Raw genomic sequence first — 16,668 nt, forward strand, 5'->3', positions numbered from 1 at the left:
ACGAAATGGGAACGTTCCCAGAATTCGGCGCCGGGGCCTATCGAGGGGTATGCGGCAATGGTGGCCCTATTACCTGATGATGGCGCCCGGCCTGATCTTCTTCGTGATCTTTCATTATTTTCCGATCTGGGAAGCCAAGATCGCTTTCGAGCAGCTGCGTATCATCCCGCCGAACATCTGGGTCGGTATCAAGCATTTCCAGACGCTGTTCTCGTCTCCGATCTTCTGGCAGGTGCTGGCGAACACGCTGATCCTGTCAACGATGAAGATTGTCTTCTTCTTCCCGGTCCCGATCATCACCGCGCTCTTGCTCAACGAGATCCGGGGAGGCGCCTTCCGTAAATTCATCCAGTCGGCAATCTACCTGCCGCACTTCCTCTCCTGGGTGGTCATCGCCGGCGTGTTCATCGCAGTGCTCTCGCCGAGCGACGGCGCGGTCAATGACATCATTGGTTTCTTCGGCATGCAGCCGGTCTCCTTCATGACCGATACCGGCTCGATCCGCTGGGTGCTGGTCTTCTCGGAGATCTGGCGGTCAGCCGGCTGGGATAGCTTACTCTATCTCGCTGCCATCATCGCCATCGACCAGGAGCTCTATGACGCGGCCGAGATCGATGGGGCGAACCGCTGGCAAAAGATCCGCTACGTTACCATTCCCGGCATCGTGCCGACGATCGCGACGCTCTTCATCCTGAACGCCGGCATGTTCCTGAACGCCGACCTCAACCAGGTGATCAACTTCTCCAACGACGTCGTGCGCAGCAAGATCGATATCGTCGACACCTATGTCTACCGCATCGGCCTGCAGACCGGCGAATACTCGCTGGCGACAGCGGCCGGCCTTTTCAAGGCCGTGCTCGGCATGCTGATGATCGTCGCAGCGCACCTTCTTTCCAAACGTCTTACCGGCAAGGGGGTATGGTGATGGCCGCCCACAACGTCCGCAGAACACCGCTTGAGCGGCTCGAATATGCGATCATCGTTTCGACGCTCTTGTTCCTCGTCGTCTTGACGGTCCAGCCGCTCCTCAACCTGCTCGCCATTTCGTTCTCCGACCCGGGCAAGGTCGCAGGGATGAGTGGCTTGACGGTCATCCCCAATGGGTTTTCGACCGAGGTCTGGGATCTGCTGATCAACAATTCCGCCGTTCAGCGGGGCCTCCTCAACTCGATCTTCATCACGCTCGTCAGCACGGTTCTTGGCGTCGTGCTGACGGCGCTGATGGCGTGGGCGCTTTCTCGTCCCGGTCTGCCGGGACGGCGTATCATCTTCGTCTTCGTGCTGGTCACGATCGTCTTCGAGCCCGGCATCATCCCGGACTATTTCATCAACAAGCGCCTCGGCCTGCTCGATAGCTACTGGTCGCTGATCCTCTTCAAGGTGGTCAACGCCTGGTATCTGATCATCTTGGTGCGCTTCTTCGAGGAGGTGCCGAAGGAACTGATCGAGGCCTCCGAGCTCGACGGCGCCAATCCGTTCCAGATCTTCTGGTACGTGGCGCTGCCGCTCGCCAAATCAGCGCTCGCAACCATCGCGCTCTTCTATTTCGTCTTCCACTGGAACGAGTTCTTCCGGGCGATGATCTACCTCAACGACCAGTCGAAGTGGCCGCTGCAGGTCGTCCTGCGCCAGTTCGTGGTCGAGGGCGACAAGCTCGCCATGGTCGGGGTGGTCGAAAGCAACACTTACACGGGTGCGAGCCAAATCAACATCCGTGCGCTGAAGGCCGGCATGATCCTGCTCACCATCGCGCCGATCCTCGCGATCTACCCGCTCATCCTGAAGTTCTTCACCAAGGGCACCATGAGCGGTGCGCTGAAGGGCTGACGATGTCGAACCGAAACATAAATGGCCAAAGCATATTGGGAGGAACAAACATGCTTGGAAGACTGATCCTTGGCGCAACGACCGCCGTGGCACTGATGGCGAGCGTCGCGATGCCCGCCTTCGCCGATCCAGTAACGATCCGCGTCGTCTCGAAGGACCTCACGACGAGCAATCCTGACGACGTCAAGCTCATGAAGGCCTATGAGGAGGCGCTAAAGGCGAAGGGCACCGACATCCATATTCAGGTCATCGACCTGCCGTCCTCGGGCTACGCCGACAAGCTGAGCGCCATGCTTCTGTCAGGCGATATCCCGGACCTCATCTATTTCCAGGGCGGCGACGCCAAGATGGCTGAACAGGGCGTGCTCGAAGACTGGAACAACTGGCTGCCGAAGACGACCTATCTCAAGGACGCGCTTTTTCCGCACAATGTCGAGCGGCTGAAGAACTATCCCTATCTGCTCTATGTCTATCCGCCGCGCATGCCGCAGCCGGTCATTCGCACGGATTGGCTCGAGAAGTCGGGCGTCGCGGCGCCGAAGACGACAGACGATTACGTCACCCTCTTCAAGGCGATCAAGGACGGCGATCTCGACGGCAACGGCAAGGCCGACAGCTATGGCGTCACCACTGCCGACAACACCCAGGAGCTCGATGCGATCTTCAACCAGGCCTTCGGCGTCACCGGCACTTGGCTGAAGAACGATGCCGGCGAATGGATCCATGCCCGCGTCTCGGGAGCGGAAAAGGCGAAGATCGCCTTCTATGCTTCGCTTCGCGAACAGGGCCTCTATGACCCGGAGTTCATCACCACCAAGTGGGACGTGAAGGAAGACAAGTTCTATTCCGGCCGCGCCGGCGTGATCTTCGGCTCTTCCGCAGAGGTGATCGACATCTATGGCGGCAAGATGCGCCAAGCCCATCCTGACGTGACGCTGAGCCTGCTGTCGCCGCCGAAGGGGCCGGCCGGCCAGGGCCTGATGGCACTCGACGTTTCCAAGGAATCCCGCGGTCTCGCCATTGCGACGACCTCTGAACACAAGGAAGAGGTCGTCAAGCTGCTCGATTTCATCGCCAGCCCCGAGGGCCAGGCAATCGAACGCCTCGGCTTCGAAGGCGAACAGTACACCAAGGACGGCGAGACCATCAAGCCGACGGACAAGCTGGCCACCTGGTATGCCCGCTTCCTCGTCTCCGCCAACTGGCAGCCGCCGGTGCAATGGCTGAGCGAGGCCGCGCAGCAATCGCTGAAGACGATTTCAGCCGACTTCAAGCCGGACAATGCCTTCGTCTGGCCTGCCGAATACGCCACCGACATCGATGCGACCGAAAACGTCTACCGGGCCTGGGTGTACAAGTTCGTCTCCGGTGAAGCCAAGATGGACCAATGGGACCAGTTCGTTTCCGAATGGAACGCTGCCGGCGGCGAGAAAATGACCGAATATGCAAGGACGGTTCTCAATGACAAATGATGCTGCAGGGCTCTCCCTCAAGGGAAGGGTCCGGGCGCTTCTCTTTGGCGTCGCTTACGGCGACGCCATCGGGGCGCCGGTCGAAAAACTCTCCGCCGCAGAAATTCGCGAGCGCTATGGCCGGGTGACGTCGCTCGACACCGAGTGGCACCGGATGAAACAGAGCGAAGCGGCCCGCAACGGCCGTGTCCGCGGTGGCGGCATCGTCACCGACGACACGCTGATGACGCTCTGCGTCATGTCGATCTACGACGACGTCAAGCGTCACCTTGATGCCTGGGACATGGCTTCCGGCATGGTGCGCGAGATCGCCTGGACGCCGCGCTGGGTGCCGGAATTGCAGCGCGAGACGATGCTGATCGAGCGACTGTTCTATCCGGAAAAGTGGATCTTCCAGCGTCATCAGCTTTCCGGCTGCGACCCGCGACAGGGTGGCGTCGGCAACATGGTGAATTGCGGCGCAGCCATGTACATCGCGCCGATCGGCGTGGCGAACGCCTGCGATCCGAAGGCAGCCTATGACGAGGCGATCGCCTTTGCCTCCGGCCACCAGCAGAGCTTCGGTCTCGAGGCCGCCGGCGTGCTCGCGGCTGCAGTTGCTGCCGCGTTCGTGCCGGGAACCACGCTCGACACCGTCATCGAAGAAACGCTTGCCGTTGCCAAGGACGGTACGCGTGATGCGATCGCCGACATTGTGGGCGCTGCGCGCTCACTGAGGGGCGCGGACCATCAGACGGTCGTCGCCGAGTTCCATCGGATCATCGCCCCCTATTCGCCGATGGGCGACAATGTGCAGCATACGCCGCAGAAGGCAGGCATTGCCACGGACGCCTACCAGCCGTCGCGCCTCCACGCGATCGAGGAATTGCCGCTGGCCCTCGGCTTTGCCGTCGTCAATGACGGGGATTTCTACAAGACGATCGTCGACGGCATCAATTCCGGCCGCGACACGGATTCGATCGGCGTCATGGCTGGCGCGATCCTCGGCGCCATGCATGGCGAAAGCATCATAGACCGTGCGATGGCCTCCCAGCTCGACCGCGTCAACAAGCTCGACCTCTTCGGCTCCGCCGATGCCTTCACCGAAACGGTGACTGCCATCCAGGCGGCAGACCGCAAACGCGAAACAGCGCGGGCGCAGGCACGCGCGGGCCTCGTTGCCGTCCCCGAACTCACCCAGGTTTCCAGTCTCTAGTCTTTGAAAGTATCCGATGCTCAGCACCACAGAAATCTTCGAGCGGATCTATTCCGGTTTCATCGGCAAGGCGATCGGCGTGCGCCTCGGCGCGCCTGTCGAGCCGACCATCTGGAGCTATGAACGCATCCGGGACACCTATGGCGAGGTGACGGAATATCTGCGCGATTTCAAGAATTTCGCGGCGGATGACGACACCAACGGTCCGGTCTATTTCATCCGGGCGCTGCGCGACTACGGCCTCGGCGCGACCGCGGAAGAGGTCGGCAAGACCTGGCTGAACTATGCGGCCGAGGAACACGGCATGTATTGGTGGGGCGGCTTCGGCAATTCGACCGAGCATACCGCCTACCAGAACCTTCGGGCCGGCATCCCGGCGCCGCAGTCCGGCTCGATCGCCCAGAACGGCACCACGGTTGCCGAGCAGATCGGCGGCCAGATCTTCATCGATAGCTGGGGCTGGGTGCACCCGGCCGATCCCAAGACGGCGGCCAAGGCCTCGGCGCGCGCGGCAAGTGTCGCCCATGACGGCGAGGGATTGAATGGCGCGCGTTTCTGCGCCGCGGCGATCGCTCAGGCCTTCGTTGCAAAAAGCATCGAGGAAGTCATCGAGACGGGCCTCGCGACGATCCCAGCCGATTCCATCTACGCCAAAGTTTCTCGCGCGGTGCTTCGTTTCCACGACAGCAATCGGAACGACTGGCGCGCCTGCCGAGACATGCTGACTGCGGAATGGGGCTATGACCGCTATCCCGGCGTCTGCCACATCATTCCGAATGCCGGCGTGCTTGTCATGAGCCTGATTTATGGCCAGGGCGACCTGCCGCGCACGGTCGAGATCGCGACCATGGCCGGCTGGGATACGGACTGCAACGCCGGCAACGCCGGCGCGATCGTCGGCACCCTGCAGCAGGTGCAGCCGGGCTGGGACAAATACCGCAAGCCAATAAACGATTTCGTCGTCGCCTCGGGCGTTACCGGCACGATCAACGTCGTCGATATTCCCTCTTTTGCCCGCGAGCTGACCGTGCTGGCGCTCCGCCTGCAGGAGCGAGAAGCTCCGGCGCTCTGGGTCGAGGATTTCGAGCGTCGCGGCGTGCGCTTCGATTTCGACGCTCCAGGCGCAACCCACGGCTTTCGCACCGAGCCGTTCAACCAGATCGCCGTCAAGGCATCGGCGGAGCGCCATACGGAGAATGCGGGGGGATCGTTGGAGATCCTGCTCGACCGGCTGGAACGCGGGCAGGGTGGGCGGATCTTCTGGAAGCCCTTCTATCGCCGCTCCGACTTCGACGACGAGCGCTACCGCCCGATGTTCACGCCGCTTGCCGATGACGGCCAGACGGTGAAGTTCAAGCTCTGGCTCGACCCGTGGAATGGCGACGGCAACCTGCGCGTAGCGCCTTACGTCCGTCGCGCCATGAGCGGCACCATTCAGGAAACAGGCGCCTGGCACGTGCCATCGGCGAGCGGCTGGCAGGACTATGCGTTCACCATCCCCGATGGCAATGGCGAGGCGGTCGACGAGATCGGTATCCTGGTCGAATATTTCGGCCGCCTGAAGTTCCTCGGCCGGCTATTCCTTGCCGACTTCTCCGTATCGGGCAAGGGACGTGCCGTCATCGACCCGGCAAGGGAAGCGCATGAATGGGGCGGCATCACTCGCTTTACCTGGAACCGCGGCCATTGGAGCCTGCAGCAGGGCCGCATCCACGCGCATACGGCGACCGATGCGGACGCCTGGACCGGCAATGCCTACCTGCGGGACGTCAGTGTCATAGCGGAGCTTCAGCCGCTCTCCGGTGCCTCGCACCTGGTGGTGGCACGCGCTCAAGGAACAAGCCGCTTCTATGCCGCCGGTTTTGAGAATGACGAGGCCGTGATCCTTCTGGAAAATCACGGCACCACGATCCTCGCCCGCAGCCCGTTCCGTATCGAATACGGCCGAAGCTACGCGGTCGATCTCACGGTCGAAGGTGGCAAGCTGACGCTTTCCGTCGATGGCGAGCGAGTGCTCCAAGCGGACGATGCGACGCTCCGCTACGGCATGGCGGGTCTACGCATGACCTCGGCCGGACGAATGTCGATCGGCCGGCTCGAGGTCGCAGAGCGCTAGTCGCGCGACGAGGAAAGGAAGGGAGGAAACATGTCCGAGATAGAGCTCAGAAGTGTCGGCAAGAGCTATGGCAGTGTCGCCGTACTCAACGACATCTCGCTGGAGATGGGCGATGGCGAATTCGTCGTGCTCGTCGGTCCTTCGGGCTGCGGCAAGTCCACGCTGTTGCGCATGATCGCCGGGCTGGAAGATATTTCAGCCGGCGAAATCACCATAGGAGGCAAGATCGTCAACGACATGCCGGCGAAGGAGCGTGACATCGCCATGGTCTTCCAGTCCTACGCGCTCTATCCGCACATGAAGGTCGCGGAAAACATGAGCTTCGCGCTGAAACTCGCCGGCGCGCCGAAGGCGGAGATCCACAAGCGCGTGAGCGAGGCCGCCGAGATCCTCGGCTTGGAAAAGTTGCTCGACCGCTTGCCGCGGGAACTCTCCGGCGGCCAGCGCCAGCGTGTTGCCATGGGCCGAGCCATCGTGCGCGACCCGCGCGCCTTCCTCTTCGACGAACCGTTGTCGAACCTCGACGCCAAGCTGCGCGTGAAGATGCGCGGCGAGATCAAGAAGCTGCACCAGCGGCTGCGCCGGACGATGGTCTACGTCACCCACGACCAGACCGAGGCCATGACCATGGCCGACAAGATTGTGGTGATGAACGGCGGAAAGATCGAGCAGGCGGGCGCGCCGCTCGAACTCTACAACGATCCCGCCAATCTCTTCGTTGCCGGCTTCATCGGTTCGCCGGAGATCAACCTCATCGAGGCGATCGCTGACGGCGAAACGGCATTGACCCGCGGCGGGGTCTCCTTGCCGCTTGGAAGACAGGTGCAGCCGGGTACGCGCGTTGTCTGCGGCATCCGCCCGCAACATATCACGCTTGGAGCAACGGGCGTGCCGGGCCGCATCAGCCTGGTCGAACCGACCGGCGAAGATCAGGAAATCGTCGTCGATATGGGCGGCGAGGATATTTCCGTCGTTGTCCACGGCGGCAAGCTGCTTTCGGCCGGCCAGGATGTGACGCTCACGATCGACGTCGACAAGGTTCTGCTCTTCGACAAGGAAACCGGGGAGCGTATTCGATGAGCGGGTTTGCCAAGCGACAGTTCGATCCCGCCGCCACGGGGCCGCTTGTCGGCACAAGGGTTCTGGATCTCTCACGCCTCGTCGCCGGCAACATGCTGTCGCTGCAGCTTGCCGATGCCGGTGCAGACGTCATCAAGATCGAGTCGCCGGCCGGCGATCCGCTGCGGGACTGGAAGGACGACGGCCACTCGCTCTACTGGAAGACCTATAGCCGCAACAAGCGCTCCGTCGTGCTCAACCTTCGGCAGGAGACGGCCATGGCGGCGCTCTGGGCGCTGATCGAAACGGCGGACGTCTTCATCGAGAATTTTCGGCCGGGGACGCTGGAGCGCATGGGCCTTTCGCCGGAAGCGCTGCATGCTCGCAACCCCAACCTGATCATCGTGCGGATCTCTGGTTTCGGACAGACCGGCCCCTATGCGCAGTTCCCGGGCTTCGGCACGATCGTCGAAGGCATGAGCGGATTTGCCTACCGAACCGGCTTTCCCGACCGCGAACCGGTGCTGCCGCCGCTGGCGCTCGCCGACATGATCGCCGGTGTCTACGGAAGTTCGGCCACCGTGACGGCGCTGCTCGCGCGTGATCGCGGCTACGCAAAGGGGCAGGTGATCGACCTGTCGCTGCTGGAACCGATGTTCTCGGTGCTCGGACCGGAAGCCGCGATCTACCAGACGACCGGAAAGATCAAGGAGCGCGTGGGCAGCGCCTCCAACACAGCCGCGCCGCGCAACGTCTACCGGTGCCGCGACGGCAAATACGTGGCGCTGTCCGGTTCCACGCCGCAGGTCGCAAGGCGGATCTTCGAGATCATCGGCCGCGCCGACATGAACCAGGATCCGCGCTTTGCAACCAATTCGGAGCGCGTCAAGAACCGGGACCTCGTCGATGAAGCCGTTGGCGGCTGGTTTGCCGGGCACGACCACGACGAAGCGCTGAAGATCATGCGCGACGCCGGCGCGACGGTCGGGCCGATTTACAACATCGCAGATGCCGTTTCCGACCCGCATTTCGCCGAGCGCGAGATCATCGTCGATGTAGAGGACGCGGAGTTCGGCAGCCTGCCGATGCACAACATCGTGCCGCGGCTTTCGGAGACGCCGGGTGCATGGCGGCGACCGGCACCAACGCTTGGGGAACACACGGCTGAGGTCCTCACAGAAGCCGGGTTGGATGCAAGCGCAATCGACTTCATTCTGAAGGGAGAGGCGGCATGAGACTGCGGTCTCTTCTCTACGTGCCCGCCTCGTCCGAACGCTTCATCGCCAAGGCGCACGAACGTGGCGCCGACGCCATCGTCCTCGACCTCGAGGATTCCGTCGCCGAAGGCGATAAGCAGGCGGCACGCGCTGGACTTGCACAGTCGGTCCCCATGGCCGGGCAAAGCGGCGCCAAGGTGTTCGTGCGGATCAATGCCGAACCGGAAATGCAGAAGGCGGATGCCGAGGCCGCTTGCCGCGCAGGCGCCTTCGGTCTTTTCATCGCCAAGACGCAATCGCCACAGCAGGTGTGCGATCTTGGCAAACACCTGGAAACGACCGAACGCGAACTCGGGCGCGAACCGCTCGTCTTCGTGGCGCTGTTGGAAGATGCCGGCGCGGTGGTAGACGCAAGACCAATTGCCGCCTGTCAGCGCGTGTTGGGCCTTGTGGCCGGTGGAGAGGATATTGCCACGAGCATGGGGGCCGAACCGCTCCCCGAGGTGTTGCGTCTGCCGAAGTTGCTCGTGCATCTCGCAGCCAAGGCGGAGGGCAAGCTGTCGCTCGGCACTCTGACGACCGTTGCGGACTATCAGCAGCGCGATGCCCTTGAAGCCGCCGCCCGCGAAGCAAGCCGCCATGGCTTTGATGGCGCAACCTGCATTCATCCCTCTGCTGTGCCGATCATGAATGCGGCATTTTCACCCAGCGAAGAAAAGGTTGCCTGGGCGCGCGCCGTGCTCGACGCCGCGGCGAGTGCAGCGGCCGAGGGCAGGGGCGCCTTCCTGGTCGGCGAGAGGATGGTGGATGCACCGATCATCGAGCGTGCCCGCCGCATTCTGCAGAAGATCGATTAGTCAAAGCCCGCGAAGACCCCGCATTCTTGCAAGGAGCCGCCGGTCTGGGTGTCACGCTACGCGGGACGTGGCGAAACACCCTACAGCGCCGCGCGTCTTATCAGACGCGCAAAGTTCGCTGTAGCACTTTGAATCGCTGCATGTTTTTGTCCTTTAACGGGCTACGATCAAAGGAAACATGCAGTGGACGCCGTAACCTGAAATCACATGGCGTCCTTGCCCTTCATGGCATTCTCCATGTGGGTCTTGCATTTTGCCGTATCTTTCGCCGCCATTGCTTCCTTGGCCATGGCCAGTTCCTTCGTTGCCATGTCCTTCTTGGTGGCGTCGGTGATGGAGCCCACGTCCGTTTCCAGCTTTGTCATGCCCGCCTCATCGCACGTCATATCGGCCTGGGCCATGGCGGCGCCGGTGAAAGAAGTGGCCATGACGGCTGCAATTAGAAGTTTGTTGAACATCGCATCTGCCTCCTGTTTTGGGTGGTATTTCGCGCCCCAAACCAGCGGGCGGAAACTACGTTCCCTTGAAGGCGACAATTGCCGTCCGCGCGTTGGCTTTCAGCGGCTCGCGCGGAACCCTCGCAAGGGGAGGTGCAGGATGAAACACGCGGATATCCGAACAGTCGACAACCCCCAGGCCAGGCATATCTGGGATGTCGCCGATTATTGCCGGCGCACTGGCATTCACAAGACCGAAGAGCAGCGCCTGATCAAGGTGCTTGGCAGATACGCGACGAGTCATGAGCTTCAGATGAACATCGTGCGCGTTCAGACGCGCATACGCTGATAGCTCGAAAGAGGCGTTTCACGGAGTACCTCGGCCGGACCGCTCGTTTGCGCGGCTGCACGCTCTCATTCGCGAGGTCGTTTCAGCCCTTCGCAGCGTTGAGGTGGCTCAGTCTACAAACTCAACGATGACGCCAGGTTTGACCATCCCCGCCAATTCTTCCGCATCCCAGTTCGTCAAGCGAACGCATCCGTGCGATCCGGACTTGTCGATCATCGATGGTTCCGGCGTGCCGTGAATTCCGTAGGTTGGCTTTGACAGGTCGATCCAGACGCTGCCGACAGGGCCGTTCGGACCGCCGGGGAGGGTCAGTTTCTTCCGGTTGTCGCCCTGCTGGAAATTGATCTTCGGATTGTAAACATAGGGAGGGGTGCGAGCGACCCCCTTGACCTTATGCGTGCCGGAAGGCGACGGGGCCTCGCGGCTGCCGATCGTGGCTGGGTAGGCGGCGATTAGCGTCCCGTCGCCTGCGAAGGCCATGACTTGGCCGGAGCGTCGGTGCACTTCGATGCGTTTGACTGTCCCCTGCCTTGGGGCTCCAGGGACCATGACGGACACGCTATTGCCGACCGAAAACATCGAGGCCGCATTGAGCGCCTTGAGGAGATCGATGTCCATGTGAAAGCGCTCGGCCAGCTTCTCGGCGACGCTTGTATATCCGAGCTGATCCATTTTCGCCTGTTCGGAGTAGTCTTTGGGTATGGTAGCGACGAGCCCTTTGGTGTCTTCTTCGGAGATGACATAGGGCTGTACCGCCGGCGTCCGGTCCGAAAGTCGTTCAATGACATCCGGGTCCAATTTGCCGTCTGCGGGCAGACCTTGCATGGTCTCGAAGGCGGCAATCGCCTTGCGGACGTTCTCGCCGTCGTAGCCGTCTATTACGCCAGGCGACGCACCCGCGCGATCCAGAAGAACTTGAAGCCGAACGATGGTGGGGTCGGGTTCGTCAGTTGCTCCAGTCTTCGGCTCCAACGAAGTGGGCGCGATCGAAGCGTTGTTGATCGCATCTGGCTGAAGCGGCTGGGCCAAAGCCATAGCGGCGGGAAACAGCATCAACAGTGCTGTCGACAGGGTCATGTTTTTCATGACCATTCAATCAACTGGGCGCCGGATTTGTTCCCGCCCATCGAGATACCGCAGCCGGCCGGGATCATAGCTTGGAAAGCCGACACGCCGTTGATCGCGGCAACAGCCACTTTCCACACCGTCCCGATGGCCGGCGCGGAAGCGCTCTGCCCTCAAAAGGGATCAACCTTGCAGGTCTCGCGGATCTATCTATCGGGCGGAACTAGTTGAGCACACGCATCGGCGCGCCGCGTCGGGGAAAGGACGTCGCCTCCGAACGCGATCGCTCCAGCAACATGGCGTTTTCAAACAGGGTACCCTCGTCGCAGATGCCGCCGCGAAGCTGATCTGTCAGATACCGAACCAGGCGCCCTGCACGCAGACTGTTCGCAGGGATGTTCTGCCACAGGCAGACCCGGTCGAATGTGCGCTGGAGCATTTCAAGCTCAGTTGCATTCCATTGGCCATTGAGATCATTGACTGCCCACTGCATTGAAACCTCCCTGGCGGCCGCGGTTCCCGGCGCATCTTCCAGTTGACGCTTTCACTTTCACGCGGGGGTATCGCTGATATTGGCTTCGCCCCGCGGACCTTCTTGAGGGAGAGAGGCTTCAATCGCTCGGACTCCCTTGCAGTCATTCCCGGTCGTCGGCTCCGGGGCGACGACCGGCCGGTCAATCTATACCTCTTCATGGAATTACGCCAGTGACGATGGGTTGCCGTGAGTTCGGCAGCCGCAGCACATGTTTTGTGGCTATCGTAGTTGACTCTAAAAAAGGGGGCGGTTGACAAGGTCCGGTTCCGCGCGTCGTTCGATGCGGCGGGCGCTAAGTCGCGGCCCAGGTGCTTCACTAGGTCTGCACGGTTGATCGAACAACATAGGAACGGATACGCATCACCGAGCAAGATCAACCAAAAGTCCCGGCGATCAGCCGGCACCAGTGTTCTCCGGCAATGCCGTTGAAAAAGCCTTGTCCGTCCCGGCAGGCCTGGACGATTGCCGGGTCACGGGAGTGGAGTACTGTTGAGTAAACATGGGCGAAGGCAATCCGACGCCCGAGCATGGCTTCCATAAGTACCGGCTGTGTCCGTCCCCTTAGGCCCGGAAGTCCGCGCTTGGCGGCATGATCGACAAGACAGTCGATGACCGGGCCGGCTTGGCCCGGCAGCGCCAAAACCTGCAGCACCCGTCCGATCGCACCCGCCCTGGCGTAATAGGCGAAAGCGCCAACGAGCGTGCCGGTGCGCGCCGCGACCAGAGCGTAGACGAGATCTCCCTGTTCGGGCTTTTGCTCCGCATCGCCGAGAATGTAGTCGAGCTGCCCTTCGGCCCATTCGGGGCGCAGCGGAAACTGCGCGATGAAACGATCGACCACGGCGGCAAAGCCGTTGCGATCGGTTTCCTGTGTCGTGAAACCGGCCTGGCCGATGCCGGCGGCAGACACGGCGGACCAACGTTGTTCGCCCGGCGCCATCCGCTTGCGGTAGGCGCTGTCAATGGCCCGCGCGAAAGGTGCGGCAAGTCGCGCCGGCTTGATGCGGTTGGCCGCAACACTCAGGCTGAAGGAAGTGGGTTGGATGACGCGCACCCAGTCGAGGCTGTATTGCGGCAGGACGACGCCCCGCAGCCGTGTCCACATCTGCATCGAGACGTCGCTTGCGGTTTCGCTGAAGGAAAGATCCTGTGGGCCGGCCAGAAAGGCCTTGAGGATGCGCGCTCCGGCCAAGGGGTCGCTCTCGCGATCCTCGACCATCAGCGAGCCGCAGATGGCCGCACGCAGCCGGCGGCCATTCAGCACCATGGGCAGGACGTTGACGCCGACAAATCCGGAAATGACGCCCTTGTCGTTCACGTGCACGAGCGGGCGTATCTGCGGATCGCAGCCGGGCGCATCGAGGTAAAGCTGCAGCATGTAATCGGCAAGTGCCGGCGGCGGTGTGCTCTGGTCATTGCGGAACACCCGCTGGAACATGCCTGCGATTGCCGGGATGTCCGCGCGTTCAAGCGAACGGATTTCGCTCATTTTGACCCGTTTCCGACCGCAAAAAGATAATCATACCAAGTCGACTTTCTATCGGTCCCGCCACATCGAGTTATGAATCTAGTACTGTAAGTCGGGCCAAATACTCGAGTTGTGCAAAACGAGACCTAACTCCCTGGAAGAGGCGAATAAAGGCTCTTCATCACCCCATAAGCTACGCAGTTTGGTGCAATGCTCCCAGGATGGCAACATCATGTCACCTCCCACTTTGGAGCCACGCCTACAGCCGCTGAGGGTATGACGCGATAGTTGCATTAACATAATCTCACACTGAAGCTTGTGCCAAGTAGAATTAGACCTAAACGAGCCCAACGGAATGGCATTGAACGGACTTGCAACGCCGCAGAACTGACAAGGCGCGAAGCGCATCGGAGCAGAATTAGTCAACTGGAAAAGACCCCGGGGATAGGGAAAAAGAGGGCCGCGCCCGGCTATCCTTTTGGCCGGGGCGGCCATATCGCCTCCACCTCGAACTACCAGGTTTGGCGACCGTACCAGTCATCAACTTCGCGACGAACCCGGTCTCGTTCGATCCCGTAAAGCTCCTGAATTCGGCCTTCGAGTTGTTCGCGGTTACCGGCGATCTGATCCAGATCGTCGTCGGTGAGCTTGCCCCACTGCTCCTTGATTTTGCCTTTGACCTGCTTCCAATTTCCTTCGATACGGTTCCAGTCCATTCTAGGATCCTCCTTAATTTAGAGACGCCACCCCAACTCGCGGATGCCGATTTGGTTCTCGCCAGGCCGTTCGCCGTTCGCCTGTCCGAAGTTCAGGAAAATTGGGAAAGCATATTGGTTCGAGCTGCCGTGCAGCGGAACATTTTGGGAGGTCGGGCGTACTAGTTGGGTCAGGTAGCACGAATCCGCAAATGAATGCCTGGTCGGAAGCGAGCAGAACCGATGCCGTCACGCCTATTCGATGAGGACGCAGTCGCCGACGATGTCCTTCGGGCGCGTTTCGCTGCGATCGTGGAATCGTCTTTCGATGCCATCGTCAGTAAGGATCTGGATGGCACTGTCCGTACTTGGAACGGAGCCGCGGAGCGGCTCTTCGGCTACATGGCAGACGAAATGATGGGGCAGTCCATCCTCACCATTATCCCGCCGCATCTTCACGAAGAAGAGATGAGACTGCTCGACCGCCTGAGGCGAGGGGAGCAGATCGAGCCGTTCGAGACGGTACGCCAACGCAAGGCTGGAAGCTACGTTACCGTTTCGCTGACGGTCTCGCCCATTCGAAACGGCGTGGGCAAGATCGTGGGTGCGTCGGTGGTTGCCCGCGACATAACGTCGACCAAAGAAAAGGAACGGCGCATTCGCCTTCTTCTGCGTGAGGTCAACCACCGGGTTCGGAACCAGTACGCAATCATCCTTGCAATGATCAGGCAGAGCCGCAGCGAGGCATCCAATGCCGCCACTTTCCAAAAACGTCTCGAAGAGCGCATCTGGGCATTGGCGGCCTCTCACGATTTGATTGCGTCGGCCGACTGGAAGGGGGCCGATCTCGGTGATCTCGTCGAGACACAGATGGCGCCCTTCTATGCGGGTGACACCTATGAGATTGCAGGGCCGTCCCTTGCGTTGGTACCGGTCGCGATCGAGAATCTCGGCATGGCGATCCACGAGCTGGCGCTGAATTCGCTGCGCAACGGTGTCCTGAAAAATCGAACTGGCGCGATCTCCGTGCAATGGGCGCTTGCCCAACGGGGGCCGATCCGAGGCTTCTCAATCACATGGGAAGAGCGTGCCGAACCGGGAAGCAAAGGTCCGAGTTTTCCGCACTCCGGGTTCGGAGCAGTCGTGCTGAGGCGCAGCGTGGCGCAAGCGCTGAGCGCGACGGTGGACGTCATCTGCGGTGACGGGGTGCTCCGGTGGCGGTTGGCGGGACAGGCGGATCGTTTCCTGGAGCCATACCAGACCGCCTCGGAGCCGCGCGCGACCGATGGGTTATAGCGAATCTGCGGCTTTCGCAGTCACCTTGCCAGGTGCTGGCGAGGTTCATTCATGTATTTGTCGAGATCACTGCGCGCTGGCCCGACACGACCGAAAATCTCGCGCGCGACCAAGGGCGTCAAACCGTATTTGGCAATGAATTCCGCGAGGTCGTAATGCCCGTAATAGACGGCTTCCGACGGATTGATGATCTTCGCGCGCCCTCGTTTTGCAGGTGCAGACGGTGCGCTCCCATCGGAAGCGGGCTGGTGCTGTGCCATCTCAGATCTCCTGATGCTCTATGACGTCGGTGTTCGCTTCGCAGCGCCGACCTGTGGGACACCCGAAGTGCTCCAAACGGCTTTTTGTTCCCTGTAGAAACCTTCGAGCGCTACGGAAGAAATGGTTCGCCACTGTCGCATCGTCAGGGCGGGCAGGGGCGGTCGGTCGATTTGGTCAGTCGATCTTTCCCATCAGCGCCGTGCCGAGACTGCCCATCGCGAACGAAGCGCCGAAGGCGAAGATTTGCATGAGTAGGGCGACGGGTTCGATTGAGCCATTGTGTCCAAGCGCCTGGGGGTTCTGGGCAACGATTACCAGAGCGGTCATTGTTCCCAACAGGAAGCCGGACGACAGGTGCCAAAAGAGAAAACGCAACAAGCTAGGCATTTTCCACCTCCGTGGATGAGAGGCGAGTGCCTTTGGCAACAGGGGCTGCCGCAAGCTGCGCTCAATCGGAATTGATCGCCTCGCGGCCCACACGTTCCTCCAGCATCACCAGGCAGGATTGCAGGCGGAGAAGCTTCTTCCGATTGTCGGCAACGAGCGCTTTGATCACCTTGGCGCGGTTGATGCCGGGCGCTGCGCGAACGACCTCGCTCGCATCCGCGAGGATTGCGTCGATCTCGTGTTCGAGCCCTTTCGTCATTTGCCGCAGCATCACCAATTGGTCTTCGAGCCGATGTTCATCCGCATCTGCATTGAGATAAGGCTGGTTGTGTGGTCCAGCATTGAGCGTCGGCGCTTCCTTGCCCATCACCGTGCACTCCTCCGGCAGCCGAACCGGCTAGCACGCAATTGGTTCCCAGCATTTGATTTCGC

18 protein-coding genes are annotated in these 16,668 nt (G+C 61.1%); 10 read left to right on the forward strand and 8 right to left on the reverse strand.

What is annotated here, in order from left to right; translation table 11 throughout:
• Positions 1-49 precede the first annotated feature (49 nt).
• Genes IB265_RS27270 through IB265_RS27305 form a run of 8 tightly spaced genes read left to right on the forward strand, consistent with a single transcriptional unit; the run spans position 50 to position 9,743 of the window.
• Positions 50-925, forward strand: a complete 876-nt coding sequence (locus tag IB265_RS27270; protein ID WP_246806055.1) for a sugar ABC transporter permease — start codon at positions 50-52, stop codon at positions 923-925.
• Entirely contained in the window at positions 925-1,827 is a 903-nt protein-coding gene (locus tag IB265_RS27275; protein ID WP_057249398.1) for a carbohydrate ABC transporter permease, read from the forward strand. The genes IB265_RS27270 and IB265_RS27275 overlap by 1 nt, the downstream gene beginning before the upstream one ends.
• Positions 1,828-1,877: 50 nt before the next feature.
• Positions 1,878-3,299, forward strand: coding sequence for an extracellular solute-binding protein (locus tag IB265_RS27280; protein ID WP_192495409.1), 1,422 nt, complete (start codon positions 1,878-1,880; stop codon positions 3,297-3,299).
• Positions 3,289-4,494, forward strand: coding sequence for an ADP-ribosylglycohydrolase family protein (locus IB265_RS27285; protein ID WP_192495410.1), 1,206 nt, complete (start codon positions 3,289-3,291; stop codon positions 4,492-4,494). The genes IB265_RS27280 and IB265_RS27285 overlap by 11 nt, the downstream gene beginning before the upstream one ends.
• A gap of 16 nt (positions 4,495-4,510) precedes the next feature.
• Positions 4,511-6,610, forward strand: a complete 2,100-nt coding sequence (locus tag IB265_RS27290) for an ADP-ribosylglycohydrolase family protein (RefSeq protein ID WP_113737566.1) — start codon at positions 4,511-4,513, stop codon at positions 6,608-6,610.
• Between the two features lie 30 nt (positions 6,611-6,640).
• A complete protein-coding gene (locus tag IB265_RS27295; RefSeq protein ID WP_192495411.1) occupies positions 6,641-7,690 on the forward strand; it encodes an ABC transporter ATP-binding protein in 1,050 nt (349 codons plus the stop codon).
• On the forward strand, positions 7,687-8,904 hold the full coding sequence (locus IB265_RS27300; protein ID WP_192495412.1) for a CaiB/BaiF CoA-transferase family protein: 1,218 nt from the start codon (positions 7,687-7,689) through the stop codon (positions 8,902-8,904). Before IB265_RS27295 ends, IB265_RS27300 begins: the two co-directional genes overlap by 4 nt.
• Complete coding sequence (locus tag IB265_RS27305) at positions 8,901-9,743, forward strand: CoA ester lyase (RefSeq protein ID WP_057249287.1); 843 nt, start codon at positions 8,901-8,903, stop codon at positions 9,741-9,743. Before IB265_RS27300 ends, IB265_RS27305 begins: the two co-directional genes overlap by 4 nt.
• 203 nt (positions 9,744-9,946) lie before the next feature.
• On the opposite strand, the gene IB265_RS27310 is transcribed toward IB265_RS27305, so the two are convergent.
• A complete protein-coding gene (locus tag IB265_RS27310) occupies positions 9,947-10,201 on the reverse strand; it encodes a hypothetical protein (protein ID WP_057249286.1) in 255 nt (84 codons plus the stop codon).
• Positions 10,202-10,340: 139 nt separating this feature from the next.
• Here IB265_RS27310 and IB265_RS27315 point away from each other — a divergent pair, with 139 nt between their 5' ends.
• Entirely contained in the window at positions 10,341-10,529 is a 189-nt protein-coding gene (locus IB265_RS27315) for a hypothetical protein (RefSeq protein WP_057249285.1), read from the forward strand.
• Between the two features lie 108 nt (positions 10,530-10,637).
• Here IB265_RS27315 and IB265_RS27320 read toward each other — a convergent pair whose 3' ends face one another.
• From IB265_RS27320 to IB265_RS27335, 4 genes are all read right to left on the reverse strand, one after another.
• The gene (locus tag IB265_RS27320) at positions 10,638-11,621 is read right to left on the reverse strand and encodes a L,D-transpeptidase (protein ID WP_192495413.1); all 984 of its coding nucleotides are present in this window, start codon (positions 11,619-11,621) and stop codon (positions 10,638-10,640) included.
• 196 nt (positions 11,622-11,817) lie between these two features.
• Positions 11,818-12,087 (reverse strand): hypothetical protein, encoded by a 270-nt coding sequence (locus IB265_RS27325; RefSeq protein ID WP_057249283.1) that lies wholly within the window; start codon positions 12,085-12,087, stop codon positions 11,818-11,820.
• A 415-nt stretch (positions 12,088-12,502) separates the two neighbouring features.
• On the reverse strand, positions 12,503-13,618 hold the full coding sequence (locus tag IB265_RS27330) for a hypothetical protein (RefSeq protein ID WP_192495414.1): 1,116 nt from the start codon (positions 13,616-13,618) through the stop codon (positions 12,503-12,505).
• A 491-nt stretch (positions 13,619-14,109) separates the two neighbouring features.
• Positions 14,110-14,313: a CsbD family protein gene (locus tag IB265_RS27335; RefSeq protein WP_057252190.1), complete on the reverse strand. Its 204-nt coding sequence runs from the start codon at positions 14,311-14,313 to the stop codon at positions 14,110-14,112.
• Positions 14,314-14,535: 222 nt separating this feature from the next.
• On the opposite strand from IB265_RS27335, the gene IB265_RS27340 reads away from it, so the two are divergent.
• Complete coding sequence (locus IB265_RS27340) at positions 14,536-15,588, forward strand: PAS domain S-box protein (RefSeq protein WP_057252189.1); 1,053 nt, start codon at positions 14,536-14,538, stop codon at positions 15,586-15,588.
• A 20-nt stretch (positions 15,589-15,608) separates the two neighbouring features.
• On the opposite strand, the gene IB265_RS27345 is transcribed toward IB265_RS27340, so the two are convergent.
• The 3 genes from IB265_RS27345 to IB265_RS27355 form a co-directional block, all read right to left on the reverse strand.
• Positions 15,609-15,848: a hypothetical protein gene (locus IB265_RS27345; protein WP_192495415.1), complete on the reverse strand. Its 240-nt coding sequence runs from the start codon at positions 15,846-15,848 to the stop codon at positions 15,609-15,611.
• Positions 15,849-16,023: 175 nt separating this feature from the next.
• On the reverse strand, positions 16,024-16,227 hold the full coding sequence (locus IB265_RS27350; RefSeq protein WP_192495416.1) for a hypothetical protein: 204 nt from the start codon (positions 16,225-16,227) through the stop codon (positions 16,024-16,026).
• Between the two features lie 70 nt (positions 16,228-16,297).
• Complete coding sequence (locus tag IB265_RS27355) at positions 16,298-16,603, reverse strand: hypothetical protein (protein WP_192495417.1); 306 nt, start codon at positions 16,601-16,603, stop codon at positions 16,298-16,300.
• Positions 16,604-16,668: the final 65 nt, after the last annotated feature.

This window comes from Ensifer sp. ENS10 (assembly GCF_014852025.1).
In the GTDB taxonomy this organism is placed as follows: Bacteria; Pseudomonadota; Alphaproteobacteria; order Rhizobiales; family Rhizobiaceae; genus Ensifer.

What these genes read in the sequence shown, in the direction of transcription:
- IB265_RS27320 (WP_192495413.1), bottom strand. Translation starts at nt 11,621, where the DNA reads ATGGTCATGAAAAACATGACCCTGTCGACAGCACTGTTGATGCTGTTT.
- IB265_RS27275 (WP_057249398.1), top strand. Translation starts at nt 925, where the DNA reads ATGGCCGCCCACAACGTCCGCAGAACACCGCTTGAGCGGCTCGAATAT.
- IB265_RS27290 (WP_113737566.1), top strand. Translation starts at nt 4,511, where the DNA reads ATGCTCAGCACCACAGAAATCTTCGAGCGGATCTATTCCGGTTTCATC.
- IB265_RS27330 (WP_192495414.1), bottom strand. Translation starts at nt 13,618, where the DNA reads ATGAGCGAAATCCGTTCGCTTGAACGCGCGGACATCCCGGCAATCGCA.
- IB265_RS27325 (WP_057249283.1), bottom strand. Translation starts at nt 12,087, where the DNA reads ATGCAGTGGGCAGTCAATGATCTCAATGGCCAATGGAATGCAACTGAG.
- IB265_RS27300 (WP_192495412.1), top strand. Translation starts at nt 7,687, where the DNA reads ATGAGCGGGTTTGCCAAGCGACAGTTCGATCCCGCCGCCACGGGGCCG.
- IB265_RS27285 (WP_192495410.1), top strand. Translation starts at nt 3,289, where the DNA reads ATGACAAATGATGCTGCAGGGCTCTCCCTCAAGGGAAGGGTCCGGGCG.
- IB265_RS27315 (WP_057249285.1), top strand. Translation starts at nt 10,341, where the DNA reads ATGAAACACGCGGATATCCGAACAGTCGACAACCCCCAGGCCAGGCAT.
- IB265_RS27310 (WP_057249286.1), bottom strand. Translation starts at nt 10,201, where the DNA reads ATGTTCAACAAACTTCTAATTGCAGCCGTCATGGCCACTTCTTTCACC.
- IB265_RS27335 (WP_057252190.1), bottom strand. Translation starts at nt 14,313, where the DNA reads ATGGACTGGAACCGTATCGAAGGAAATTGGAAGCAGGTCAAAGGCAAA.
- IB265_RS27345 (WP_192495415.1), bottom strand. Translation starts at nt 15,848, where the DNA reads ATGGCACAGCACCAGCCCGCTTCCGATGGGAGCGCACCGTCTGCACCT.
- IB265_RS27340 (WP_057252189.1), top strand. Translation starts at nt 14,536, where the DNA reads ATGCCGTCACGCCTATTCGATGAGGACGCAGTCGCCGACGATGTCCTT.
- IB265_RS27295 (WP_192495411.1), top strand. Translation starts at nt 6,641, where the DNA reads ATGTCCGAGATAGAGCTCAGAAGTGTCGGCAAGAGCTATGGCAGTGTC.
- IB265_RS27305 (WP_057249287.1), top strand. Translation starts at nt 8,901, where the DNA reads ATGAGACTGCGGTCTCTTCTCTACGTGCCCGCCTCGTCCGAACGCTTC.
- IB265_RS27280 (WP_192495409.1), top strand. Translation starts at nt 1,878, where the DNA reads ATGCTTGGAAGACTGATCCTTGGCGCAACGACCGCCGTGGCACTGATG.
- IB265_RS27270 (WP_246806055.1), top strand. Translation starts at nt 50, where the DNA reads ATGCGGCAATGGTGGCCCTATTACCTGATGATGGCGCCCGGCCTGATC.
- IB265_RS27355 (WP_192495417.1), bottom strand. Translation starts at nt 16,603, where the DNA reads ATGGGCAAGGAAGCGCCGACGCTCAATGCTGGACCACACAACCAGCCT.